At 70.9% G+C, this 11,897-nt stretch carries 13 protein-coding genes; 1 reads left to right on the top strand and 12 read right to left on the bottom strand.

What is annotated here, in order from left to right:
* Positions 1-212 precede the first annotated feature (212 nt).
* Positions 213-548, bottom strand: a complete 336-nt coding sequence (locus ESO86_RS04750) for a DMT family transporter (RefSeq protein ID WP_129233732.1) — start codon at positions 546-548, stop codon at positions 213-215.
* Positions 549-591: 43 nt separating this feature from the next.
* Positions 592-1,908, bottom strand: coding sequence for an ATP-dependent DNA helicase (locus ESO86_RS04755; protein ID WP_129233733.1), 1,317 nt, complete (start codon positions 1,906-1,908; stop codon positions 592-594).
* Between the two features lie 203 nt (positions 1,909-2,111).
* On the opposite strand from ESO86_RS04755, the gene ESO86_RS04760 reads away from it, so the two are divergent.
* The gene (locus ESO86_RS04760) at positions 2,112-3,161 is read left to right on the top strand and encodes a hypothetical protein (RefSeq protein ID WP_129233734.1); all 1,050 of its coding nucleotides are present in this window, start codon (positions 2,112-2,114) and stop codon (positions 3,159-3,161) included.
* A gap of 5 nt (positions 3,162-3,166) precedes the next feature.
* Here the strand turns inward: ESO86_RS04760 and ESO86_RS04765 are convergent, their stop codons facing one another.
* From ESO86_RS04765 to ESO86_RS04810, 10 genes are all read right to left on the bottom strand, one after another.
* Complete coding sequence (locus tag ESO86_RS04765; protein WP_207207016.1) at positions 3,167-5,110, bottom strand: bifunctional copper resistance protein CopD/cytochrome c oxidase assembly protein; 1,944 nt, start codon at positions 5,108-5,110, stop codon at positions 3,167-3,169.
* 210 nt (positions 5,111-5,320) lie between these two features.
* Positions 5,321-5,608: an HU family DNA-binding protein gene (locus ESO86_RS04770; RefSeq protein WP_129233735.1), complete on the bottom strand. Its 288-nt coding sequence runs from the start codon at positions 5,606-5,608 to the stop codon at positions 5,321-5,323.
* Positions 5,609-5,880: 272 nt separating this feature from the next.
* The gene (gene rpsN / locus ESO86_RS04775) at positions 5,881-6,186 is read right to left on the bottom strand and encodes a 30S ribosomal protein S14 (protein ID WP_129233736.1); all 306 of its coding nucleotides are present in this window, start codon (positions 6,184-6,186) and stop codon (positions 5,881-5,883) included.
* A 3-nt stretch (positions 6,187-6,189) separates the two neighbouring features.
* Positions 6,190-6,357, bottom strand: a complete 168-nt coding sequence (gene rpmG, locus ESO86_RS04780) for a 50S ribosomal protein L33 (RefSeq protein ID WP_021760158.1) — start codon at positions 6,355-6,357, stop codon at positions 6,190-6,192.
* Entirely contained in the window at positions 6,357-6,593 is a 237-nt protein-coding gene (gene rpmB / locus ESO86_RS04785) for a 50S ribosomal protein L28 (protein WP_129233737.1), read from the bottom strand. The genes rpmG and rpmB overlap by 1 nt, the downstream gene beginning before the upstream one ends.
* A 210-nt stretch (positions 6,594-6,803) precedes the next feature.
* Entirely contained in the window at positions 6,804-6,998 is a 195-nt protein-coding gene (locus ESO86_RS04790; RefSeq protein WP_129233738.1) for a hypothetical protein, read from the bottom strand.
* 13 nt (positions 6,999-7,011) lie between these two features.
* The gene (gene gad / locus ESO86_RS04795) at positions 7,012-8,379 is read right to left on the bottom strand and encodes a glutamate decarboxylase (RefSeq protein ID WP_129233739.1); all 1,368 of its coding nucleotides are present in this window, start codon (positions 8,377-8,379) and stop codon (positions 7,012-7,014) included.
* Positions 8,380-8,549: 170 nt separating this feature from the next.
* Entirely contained in the window at positions 8,550-9,443 is an 894-nt protein-coding gene (locus ESO86_RS04800; RefSeq protein WP_129233740.1) for a glycine betaine ABC transporter substrate-binding protein, read from the bottom strand.
* Positions 9,444-9,597: 154 nt separating this feature from the next.
* The gene (locus ESO86_RS04805; protein ID WP_129233741.1) at positions 9,598-10,527 is read right to left on the bottom strand and encodes an ABC transporter permease; all 930 of its coding nucleotides are present in this window, start codon (positions 10,525-10,527) and stop codon (positions 9,598-9,600) included.
* On the bottom strand, positions 10,524-11,897 hold a 1,374-nt coding region (locus ESO86_RS04810; protein ID WP_129233742.1), incomplete at its 5' end, for a quaternary amine ABC transporter ATP-binding protein. The genes ESO86_RS04810 and ESO86_RS04805, both read right to left, overlap by 4 nt.

Consider the following 11,897-nt stretch of genomic DNA (forward strand, 5'->3'; position numbering starts at 1 on the left):
CGTGCTGGTCTCGGCGCTCGCGACCCCGGCCCTCGCCGCCACCGAGGCCGGTCGGTCCGCCGTACCGCACGGGGAGCACGGCACGCGCACCGGCGAGGCGCCCTCCGATCGGGCGCACCACCACTGACCTCCCAGACCGCGGCCGGGGGCGCGTGGCGATGACGCCCCCGGTCGCACCTTCGTGCCGACGGCGCCCGCACCGGCGCGACGGATCAGCCGTGCGCGGCGGACTCCGCGGCGAACAGGTTGAGCACGAGCACGCCGGCCACGATGAGGCCGATCCCGACGAGCTTCGGCACCGAGATCGACTCGCCGAGGAACAGCACGCCGATCGCCACGATCGCGGCGGTGCCGACGCCCGACCAGATCGCGTAGACGATGCCGATCTCGAGCTCGCGGACCGTGAGGGCGAGCATCCAGAACGAGAAGCCGTACCCCGCGAGCACGATGACGGTCCACCACAGCCGGGTGAAGCCCGCAGTGAATCCGATCAGGCTCGTCGCGGCGACCTCGGCTGCGATCGCCAGTGCGAGGAACACCCATGCCATGAGGGCGAGTCTCCCAGATCGCCGGGCTCGGTCGGGACGCCGCTCAGGCGGACGACTCCTCCGCCGCCCCGGCATCCCGGGTCGCACCCGACATGAACCGCTCGACGTCGCGGTCGACGATGATGTCGCGCGGGACGAGCGGCCGGGCGAGGTAGAGACCGTCCAGGCTCGTCAGCCGCGAGAGGGCGACGTAGGTCTGGCCCGGGCTGAAGACGCGCGAGCCGAGGTCGACGATCGCGGCGTCGTAGCTCGCGCCCTGCGACTTGTGGATGGTGACCGCCCACGCCAGGCGGAGCGGGAACTGGGTGAACTCGGCCACGATCTCGCGCTCGAGCTTCTTGGCGACCGGGTCCCACGAGTACCGGTACTTCTCCCACGTGGCGGGCTCCACCTCGTGCTCCTCGCCGTCGATGTCGACGCGCACCTCGCGCTCGAGCGACGTGACCGTGCCGATCGTGCCGTTCACCCAGCGCGGGGCCTCGCCCCACCCCGCGGTGTCGTTGCGCAGGAACATGACCTGCGCACCGACCTTGAGCTCCAGCCGCTCGTCGGCGGGGTACCCGCGGCCCCCGAACTCGCCGTTCACGTCGGCCTCGTTCGCGATCGAGTGCCCGGGGAGCCGGTGGAGCGCCGCCCGGTTGATCCGGTTCACGGTCTCGTTGGTCGTGGCGAGCGTGATCGCGCCCTGCTCGGGCAGCGGCCGGCGAGCGCCCGTGTCGTTCAGGACCCCGGCGATCTCGGCCGTGACCATCCCGTGCCGGACGGCGTTCAGCATGTGCTTGAAGGCGTCGTCGTGCTGCCGGTGGATCTCGCCGAGCTCGTATATCCGTAAGGAGGCCTCCTGCCAGACCTTCGCGTCGAAGAACCACATCGAGCGGTACGTGTCGGCGAAGTACCGGCGCTCGTCGCCCGAGCCCGGCACCGGCGCGAGCTGGTACGGGTCGCCGAACAGCACGACCTGGACGCCGCCGAACGGCTCGTGCGGGCGCTGGCGCGCCTGCCGCAGCGAGCGGTCCATCGCATCCATGAGGTCGGCGTTGACCATCGAGACCTCGTCGATCACGAGCGTGTCCATGGCGTTCAGGATCTTGCGGACCGCGTCGTTCTGGTCGATGTCGTGGTCGGCGACCACGCCGATCGGCAGGCGGAACAGCGAGTGGATGGTCTGGCCGCCGACGTTGAGCGCCGCGACGCCCGTGGGCGCGCAGATCACGATCTGCTTGGAGGTGTTCCAGTTCAGGTGGTTCAGCAGCGTCGACTTGCCCGTGCCCGCGCGGCCGGTGACGAACACGTGTTCGCGCGTGTGCTCGATCGCCCGGAACACCGCCTGCTGCTCGGCGGTGAGGGTCACGTGCTGCAACGGTCGGCCTTCGGTCTCGCTGGGTTCGGCGGGGGTCTGATGCGCCGCCGCGCGCTCCCGGTCGTGGGGCGGATGCCGCGTGCGGGCGTCTTCACTGTAGACCGCGATCGCCGCGCCGCGGCCCCGGCCGCGGCATCCGTCGACCCGTCACGCGGCGTCGTGGAGAAGCGGGTCCGTGACGCGGCCCTGTCTAGACTTGCCGGGTGGGGAGCTCGGGCCGACGTGAGGGACGCCTGTCGCCGGTCGCGATCGTCGGGTGGACAGGCCTCGCCGTCATGCTCGTCGCCGGGTTCCTCGCCGCACTCGGCGGGCTGAACCAGAGCCTGTACGGCGCGTCCGCCTTCGTCGAGCGCTACCTCGACGCCATCGCGAGCGACGACATCGTGAGCGCCGCGGCGACGCCGGGCGTCCGGCTCGACGAGGGCGACCTGGCCGGCGCGGGGCTCCCCGCCGACATCTCCACCGCGATGCTGCGCTCGAACGTCGTCGACTCCGGCCCCGAGGACGTCCGCGTCGTCTCCGACGAGGCGCATGACGACGGCCGGCACACGGTGACCGTGAGCTACCGGCTCGACACGGCGATCGTGCGGACCGCGTTCGTCGTGAGCCCGATCGAGCCGCTCTACGGCGTGCTGCACCGCTGGGAGTTCGCGACGAGCCCGCTCGCCGTGATCGAGGTCACGGCCGCCCAGAGCCCGCTGTTCACGGTCGGGTCCCTGACGCTCGACGCGCGCGCCACGAAGACCGGCGACGACCTGTCCGCGTTCAGGCAGACCACGCAGTACCTCGCGATCGCTCCCGCCGTGTACGAGTTCGGCTACCAGTCGACCCTCCTCGAGGCGGTCCCGGTCCAGGTCGTCGCCGAGCCGGGGGCGAGGGCCGCCGTCACGGTCGACTCCCTCCCCACGGAGGCGTTCGTGGAGCGGGTCCAGGTGAAGGTCGACGAGTACCTCGTCGACCAGTGCGCGAGCCAGCCGGTGCTGCAGCCGGCCGGCTGCCCGTTCGGCGTCGTGATCGACGACCGCGTCGTGGGCGATCCCGTGTGGAGGATCGTCGAGTCGCCGGTGGTCACCCTCGTCCCGAGCGAGATGAGGTTCGAGATGCCGCCGACCGCGGGGCTCGCGCACATCTCGGTCGACGTGCAGTCGCTGTTCGACGGCACGTTCTCGACGCTCGAACAGGACGAGTCGTTCACGCTCGCGCTCGAGGCGACCGTGCGGCCCGACGGATCGATCTCGATCCAGCTGCGCTGACGCGCTCAGCGCACCCCGTCGCGCTCGGCGAGCGCCGAGAGCCGCGCGTTGTACTCCTCGAGCTCGGCATCGCCCGTGCGGTCGGCGTGCCGGTCGCGACGCCTGGACTCCTTCGCGTCGTTGCGCGACCACTGCACCGCGACGGTGATGGCGAGCGCCACCGTGGGGATCTCGCCGATCGACCAGGCGATGCCGCCGCCCAGCTGCTGGTCGGCGAGCGCATCGGTGCCCCACCCCATGGCGCCGTACCAGTCGGCGAGCAGCAGCCCGGTGCCCATCATGATCGCGAGGCCGAAGAACGCGTGGAACGCCATCGTGCCGAGCAGCAGGAGCAACCGGAACGCGTACGGCAGCCGGTAGGGCACCGGATCGATGCCGATGAGCGACTGGACGAAGAGGTACCCGGTGATGAGGAAGTGGGTGATCATCCACTCGTGCCCGATGTGGTCCTCCATCGACCACCGGAACAGCGGCGAGTAGTAGAACACCCAGAGCGAGCCCGCGAACAGCACCGCAGCGACGATCGGGTTCGCGATGATCGACGCGAACCTGGAGTGCACGGCCAGCAGGATCCACTCGCGCCCGCCTCGGCTGCCGTCCTTCCGGGGGCGGATGGCGCGGGCCGCGAGCGTGACCGGCGCGCCGGGGACGAGCAGCACCGGCACCGCCATGGTCAGCATCATGTGCCCGAGCATGTGCGCGGAGAAGAGGTACTGCTCGTACGCGGCGACGCCGCCGCTCGTGACCCACGCGAGGAGCAGCAGGCCCGCGATCCAGAGCACGGTGCGGTAGATCGGCCAGCGGTCGCCGCGACGGCGGAGCCGGAGCACGCCCGCGACGTAGAAGAAGATGCCGAATCCGCACGCGATGAGCCAGAGGAGGTCGGGGCTCCACTCGGTGAAGTAGCGCATGGCATCGGGGGCGGGAGGCAGGGGCTCGCCCGTGAGGATCTCGGCGGGCGTCCGTGCGAGTCCGCCCGAGACGTCCTCGTCGATCGGCGTGGCCGTCCGCGCGAGGGCCGCGGCCACGCCCGAGGCGATGCCCATGAAGGCCAGCTCGATGACGACGAGCAGCCAGAACGTCCGGTTCGCCGACCCGCCGGGTGCACCGCGGTCGCTCCGCGCCGCGTCCGCCCGGAGCATCCGGTCGATCATGACGCGCCGCTGCGCGGCGCCGAACAGGCCGAGCGCCACGAGCGCCGCCACCTTCGCGACCACCAGCACGCCGTACTGCGTGGCGAGCTGGTCCCAGGTGCCGATCCGGAGGGCGGCGCTCGCGTAGCCGGAGATCGCGACGACGATGAACGCGATGAGCGCGACCGTCGAGTAGCGCGTGAGCACGACCCCGAGGCGGTCGCCGTCGAGCGCGGGCTTCAGCAGCACGATCGTGAGGAGGCCGCCGAGCCAGGCCGCCGCGAAGACGAGGTGCAGCCCGAGCGCCGTGACCGCGTCGTCGTGCCCGGATGCGCCGGCCGCGTGGCCCTGCTGCGCCATGGGCACGAGCGCGACGACCGCGAGCACGGCGACGAACACGAGGGCGGTGTGGTTCCGCACGGCGAAGCAGAGCACGGTGACCGCGGCCGCGATGAGGGTCGTCGCGAGCCACGCCTGCCCGAGTTCGATCGACGTCACGAACTGGCCGAGCTGCTGGCCGAAGCGGTCCCCCAGCGAGAACTCGGCGCCCGTGACGAGCATGAAGGTCAGCACGCCGGTCGCGGCGCTCGCGACGGTGAGCACGGCGGCGGATGCCGCGGCCACGTCGAGCGCGAGGTCGAACTCGCGTCGCTTCGGGCTCAACGCCCAGACGGCGAGCACGAGTGCGCCGATCATCCCCGCGGCGCCGAGGTTCACGACGAGCTTCGCGACGGGGACGCCCCACCGTGCGATCGGGCCCGGGTCCTGGATCGGGTAGGGCTCCGCGCCGCCGCCGTACGCCAGTGCGGCGGTCATCGCGGCGAGCGCGACGGCGACGAGTGCGGCTGGGCCCAGCACGCGGGCGGAACGGATCACCGTACGAGCCTAGGCGAGCCGGCTGGGAGCGATCGCCCGGCGGTCCCCGCGTGCGCCGCCGTCATCCGCCCCCTGGCACGACGAAGGGGCGCCCGGCAGTGCCGGGCGCCCCTTCGGGAGTCGCGGAATGCGTCTGCGGACGCGCGCGGGTTACTTCGCGGCGGCCTTGAGCTTGGAGCCCGCGGTCACCTTGACCGAGTTGCCGGCGGCGATCTGGATGGTCTCACCGGTCTGCGGGTTGCGGCCCGTGCGGGCGGCGCGGTGGGTGCGCTCGACGGCGAGCCAGCCCGGGATGGACACCTTGGTGCCCGAGCCGACCGACTCGGCGAGGGTGTCGAAGAAGCCGTTGAGCACGGCGTCGACGGCCGTCTGGCTCTGGCCCGTCGACGCGGCGATCTTGGCAACGAGCTCCGACTTGTTGAGCGACTTGTCAGCCATTGAATGTCCTCCTCGGACCTTCGCTGTTTATACAGCTGTCGTGTGGAAACACGGAGAACGGATCGCATCGATCGCCCCCGTAGCCGTTCAGGCCGCCTCGAATGTAGCAGAGTCCCGCGGAAACACGCGGATTTCCGGCCCGTTCGGGCAGGTTCGCGGGGGGCTTGACGGATGCCGCGGCATCCGTCGAACGCCCCCGCCGGAGCACTGCACGGGAACGACGAGAGGGGCGCCCCGGAAACCGGGACGCCCCTCTCGGGAAGCGGGTGGAGTTACCAGCTCGACTTCGTGATGCCGGGCAGCTCGCCGCGGTGCGCCATGTCACGGAAGCGGACGCGCGAGACGCCGAACTTCGTGAGCACGCCACGGGGGCGGCCGTCGATGGCGTCGCGCGAGCGCACGCGCACCGGCGAGGCGTTGCGGGGCAGCTTCTGCAGGCCGACACGGGCGGCCTCACGGGCCTCGTCGGTCGCGTTCGCGTCGACGAGCGTCTTCTTCAGCTCGGCACGCTTCGCGGCGTAGCGGTCGACGACCACCTTGCGCTGCTCGTTGCGCGCGATCTTGCTCTTCTTCGCCATGTCTTAGCGCTCCTCTCGGAAGTCGACGTGCTTGCGCACCACGGGGTCGTACTTCTTGAGCACGAGACGGTCGGGGTTGTTGCGACGGTTCTTGCGGGTCACGTAGGTGTACCCGGTGCCGGCCGTCGAACGGAGCTTGATGATGGGACGGATGTCCTGCTGCTTCGCCATCAGAGCTTCACCCCACGAGCCTGCATGTCCTTGACGACGGCCTCGATGCCACGGGCGTCGATCACCTTGATGCCCTTGGCGGACACGTTCAGGGTGACGTTACGACGAAGCGACGGCACGTAGTAGGTCTTCTTCTGCACGTTCGGGTCGAAGCGGCGCTTCGTCCGGCGGTGCGAGTGCGAGATGTTGTGACCGAAGCCGGGAACGGCTCCGGTCACCTGGCACACTGCTGCCATTGGTCTTTCCTCCAATACCGAGGGGCCGGACGGCCCCTCCCAAGGTCTCTTGTCTGCTGACGAGCCCGCGTCGGAACCCGCGATTTCTCGCGTGTCACGGCAGGGGATCGGCGCGGTCTGGGCAGTGGAAGTACCCAGCCAAAGGTTCAGCTTACCAGATGGCCCGATGGGGGGCCGAATCGCGCCCGTCGCGCCGGCCGAGGCCTCCCCTCAGGCCGCGACCGAGCCGGGCGCGGCGGCGGGCTCGTCGGCGCCGATCGTCCGGCGCGAGAGCAGCGCCGCGACGAGGAAGCACACGGCTCCGAGGAAGGTGCCGAGGTTCGCCCAGAGCAGATTGTAGAAGGTCCCGGTGTCGGGCAGGACGTAGGCGGCGATCGCCGCCAGGAGGGCGCCGACCGGTGCCACGGCGGCTCCCGACTCAGTGGTGGAATGCCTGGACGATGCCCTCGTGCGGCATCGGCGCGTCGAGGCCGTCGAGGAACTCCGTCTCCTCGCGGATGTCGCGCAACAGGTCCTCGGCGAGGTCGTGGCTGAGGCCGTTGCGGCAGACGATGCGCATGACGGTCTGGTCGGACTGGTCGCCCGAGAGCGGGTAGGCCGGCACGAGCCATCCCTTGATCCGCAGCCGTTCGGCGAGGTGGTACAGCGTCCACTTGTCGGTGTGCCCGGGCGTCTGCCGCCATGCGAAGACCGGGATGTCGGTGCCGTCGGTCAGCAGTTCGTACGCATCGAGCTTGCCGATCTCGCCCGAGAGGAACACGGCGACGTCCTGCGACGCCTGCTGGATCGCGGTGTACCCGACCCGGCCGAGCCGCAGGAACCGGTAGTACTGCAGGAGCACCTGCGCTCCGGGGCGGGAGAAGTTGATGGCGAACGTCGGCATCGACCCCCCGAGGTAGCTCACCCGGAACACGAGGTCCTCGGGCAGCGCGGCGGTGTTCCGCCAGACGACCCAGCCGACGCCGGGGTAGACCAGTCCGTACTTGTGGCCGGACGTGTTGATGGACTGCACCCGCTCGACGCGGAAGTCCCACTCGAGATCGGGCTGCAGGAACGGCGCGACCATCGCACCGGAGGCGCCGTCGACGTGGATCGGGATGTCGAGGCCGGTCGCCGCCTGGATCTCGTCGAGCTTCGCGGCGACCTTCGTCACGGGCTCGTACGAGCCCGTGTAGGTGACGCCCATGATCACGACGACGCCGATCGTGTTCTCGTCGACCACGTCCTCGAGCCCGGTGCCGTCCATGAGCGGGTGCTCGTCGCTCGTGTCGATGAACCGCATCTCGATGTCGAAGAAGTTGCAGAACTTCTCCCAGCAGACCTGCACCGCGCTCGACATGATGAGGTTCGGCGTCTCGGTCGACTTCCCCGCCGCGCGGCGGGCGTGCTGCCAGCGGCGCTTCAGCGCGAGCCCGCCCAGCATGCACGCCTCCGACGAGCCGATGGTCGACGTGCCGATCGCGTCGTCGGGGTCGGGCGCATTCCACAGGTCGGCGAGGATCCGCCAGCAGTACTCCTCGATCGCCGCCGTTGCCGGGTACTCGTCCTTGTCGATCATGTTCTTGTCGAAGGCGTCGTGGTACAGCCGATCGCCGTGCTCGTCCATCCACGTCGTCACGAACGTCGCGAGGTTCAGGCGCGCGTTGCCGTCGAGCATCGACTCGTCGTGGATGATGCGGTACGCGGTCTCCGGCAGCATCGGCAGCTCCGGGATCCGCGTGTGCCGCGCGGTCGTCGCCTCCCCCGCCCGCGTGAACGTCGGCTCGAGCTCGTCGTCGTGGCGCATGGTTCCCCCTCAATTGCGTCGGCCGCCGGCGGCCGCACCGATGCGGACCATAGTCCCCGCCGATCGGCGCCTCAAGGGCCGAACGCACGACGAAGCGGATGCCGCGGGCACGACGTGCGCCCGCGGCATCCGCTTCTCGGCTCATCGCGCCGTCACGGCGCGGCTCGACCTCAGGAGGTCAGGGAGTCGACGTACTCCTGGTTGTCGGCGATCCACTGCTCCACGATGGGGCCGTAGTCGTCGGTGTCGTTCTCGTTGAACATGGCGTTCTCGAGGGAGTACAGCAGCTCGCTGTCCATCCGGAAGTCCTTCAGCCAGCCCGCGAGCGTCGGGTGGGAGTCCTCGAGGCTCGAGCTGCCGAACGAGTGGATGCCCTCGGCGTCGCCGAGCGTGCCCTCGGGGTCCTCGAGGTCCTTGAGCGCGAACGCGTCGTAGGCCCAGTGCGGGCGCCAGAGCGTGACGGCGATGTTCTCGCCCGCGTCGGTCGCCGCGGTGAGCTCGGCGAGCATGGCCGGGGTCGACGAGGTGAGGTAGTCCATGCCGTCGAGACCGTAGGTCGGGATGACGCTGTCGGTCGTGACCCGGTTCAGGCCCGAACCCGGCTCGATGCCGACGAGGCGGTCGTCGAACGCGTCGGCGTTCGCGGCGAGGTCGGCGAGCGAGTCGACGGGGGCGTCCTCGTTCACGGCGATCGTGAGCTTGGCGTCCTCGTTCCAGGCGCCGAGGTCGACGATGTCGTCGCCGTACTTCTCGACGTAGTCGGCGTGCGTGATGGGCAGCCACGTGTCGAGCGTGACGTCGTAGTCGCCGTCGCTGAGGCCCTGGAAGACCGGGGCGGCGTCCGCGTACTCGAGCTCGACGTCGTAGCCCTGCTCCTGGAGCACGGCCTTCCAGAGCTCGCTCGCGGCGATGCCCTCGTCCCAGCCGTTGAACACGGCGATGGTGAGGTCCTGGCGGTCGCCGTTGTCGAGGGTCTCGGCCTCGGCGCCCGAGGCGCAGCCGGAGAGGGCGAGCGCCGTGGCGCCGCCGAGGGCGAGGGTGGAGATCAGGTGACGCTTGGTCATGTGCAGGGTGTTCCTTTCCTCCCGTGTGCTGTGGCACGGGTGTCGGGGCTCCGCGCGCGGGTCCGCGCGGGGTTCCGGGCGCGACGGATGCCGCGTCCCGGGCATGCCGGGGAGGCCCGCCGCTGGGGCGACGGGACGGTACCGGATGGTCTGGTTACGTGGTGGGCGCGAGCTCGGGCTCGCGCTCGGACGACGCGGACGGCTCGTCGGTGCGGCGTGCGGATGCGTCATCCGCTCGCCTCGTGCGCCGCGGACGTCGATCGCCCGAGCCGAACGCGCCCGTGATGCGGTCGAGCACGATCGCGAGGATCACGACCGACAGCCCGGCTTCGAAGCCGAGGCCGACGTCGATGCGCGTGAGCGACTGCACGACGTCGCCGCCGAGGCCGCCGGCGCCGACCATGCCGGCGATGACGACCATCGAGAGCGAGAGCATGATGACCTGGTTGACGCCGGCCATGATCGACGGCATCGCGAGCGGCAGCTGGACCTGGCGGAGGATGCGCCACGGCGACGAGCCGAACGCGTGCCCCGCCTCGACGACCTCGCGGTCCACGCCGCGGATGCCGAGTTCGGTGAGCCGCACGCCCGGGGCCATCGCGAACACGATCGTCGCGACGATGCCCGGCACGACGCCGACCCGGAACAGGATCAGCGCGGGGATCAGGTACACGAACGCGGGCATCGTCTGCATGAAGTCGAGGATCGGGCGGATGACGCGGCTCGCCACGTCGTTCCGCGCGGCCAGGATCCCGAGCGGGATCGCGACGACCACCGCGATCGTGCTCGACACGAGCACGAGGGCGAGGGTGTCCATCGCGTTCTCCCACTGGTCGACGCCGACGATCACGAGGAGGCCGACCACGGTGCCCGCCGCGAGCTTCCAGCCCTTGGCGAACCAGGCGAGCGCCGCGATGACGAGGATCACGGCCCAGAACGGCGGCGTCGACAGGACGAGGTCGACGAGGTCGTAGAACCCCGCGAAGATCGCGCGGATCACGTCGAACAGGCCGTCGAGCACCTCGGTGAGCACGTCGATGGCGCCCTCGGCGATCTCGCCGAGGGGAAGTCGGAACTCGTTCATGCGCGGCTCCCTTCGATCGGGGCGGTGGCACGCGTCGCGAGCGCCTCCTCGAGGCCCGGCGCGGGATCGGCCTCGGCCTCCTCCGTCGAGCGCAGCGTCTCGGTGATCACGTCGACGGGCACCGTGGCGGGCGACGTGATCGCGGGGAGCTCGCCGGTGTTCGCCGGGACGTTGCCGAGCGCGGCGAGGAGGGTGACCCGCGGAACGGCGCCGAGCAGGCGGTGCCGGTCGTCGACGACCGCGAGCGGCAGCTCGTGCTCGACCGCGCTGCCGAGCATCTCCGAGAGGGGGACGTCGGCGGCGACGGTCGCGATGTCGTCGCGGATGGCCGCGTCGAGCGTACGCTCGCCGCGCTGCACGAGGCGCAGCACCTCGCGGTCGTGGGCGACGCCGAGGAGGCGCCGCCCGGGGGCCACGACGAACACGGTCGAGGTCTGCAGGTCGCGCATCGTCCGGAGCGCCGCACGCGGGCCGGCGGACGAGGACACGATCGCACGGGGCGCCTCCATGACGTTGCCCGCCGTGAGGACGCGCGCCCGGTCGACGTCCTGCACGAACTGCGCGACGTAGTCGTCGGCCGGGTCGGTGAGGATCTCCTCGGCCGTGCCGAGCTGCACGATGCGACCGTCGCGCATGACGGCGATCCGGTCGCCGAGGAACATCGCCTCGTTCAGGTCGTGCGTGATGAAGACGATGGTCTTGCCGAGCTCCTGCTGCAGCTCGACGAGCTGCTCCTGCATCTCACGGCGGATGAGCGGGTCGAGCGCCGAGAACGCCTCGTCCATGAGCAGGATGTCGGTGTCCGCGGCGAGCGCGCGGGCGAGCCCCACGCGCTGCTGCATGCCGCCCGAGAGCTCGGACGGCATCTTCTCGCCCCATCCGGCGAGGCCGACGCGGTCGAGGACCCGCGAGGCGCGCTCGCGGCGCTCGTCGGCGCCCACGCCCTGGACCTCGAGGCCGTAGGCGGCGTTGTCGAGCACCGTGCGGTGCGGCAGCAGGGCGAAGTGCTGGAAGACCATCGAGACGTGGTCGCGGCGGATGGCGCGCAGGCGCTTGGGCGAGACGCCGGTGATCCGCTCCCCCATGACCTCGACCGATCCGGCGGTCGGCTCGAGCAGGCCGTTGAGCATGCGGATGAGCGTGGACTTGCCGGACCCGGAGAGGCCCATGACGACGAAGATCTCGCCGCGTCGGACGTCGAACTCGGCGTCGACGACCGCGGCGGTGCCGAGGTGGGCGACGTCGTCCCGGCTCGCGCCGTCGGCGAGGCGCTGGAGCGCTTCGCCGGGCTTGCGGCCGAAGAACCGGGTGAGTCCGCGGACCTCGAGGGCGGGTGGCGCGTGGCGGGCCGCGGCGGCGGCCGCGACGGC

The sequence above is a fragment of the Agromyces binzhouensis genome, assembly GCF_004135055.1.
GTDB classification, from domain to species: Bacteria; Actinomycetota; Actinomycetes; order Actinomycetales; family Microbacteriaceae; genus Agromyces; species Agromyces binzhouensis.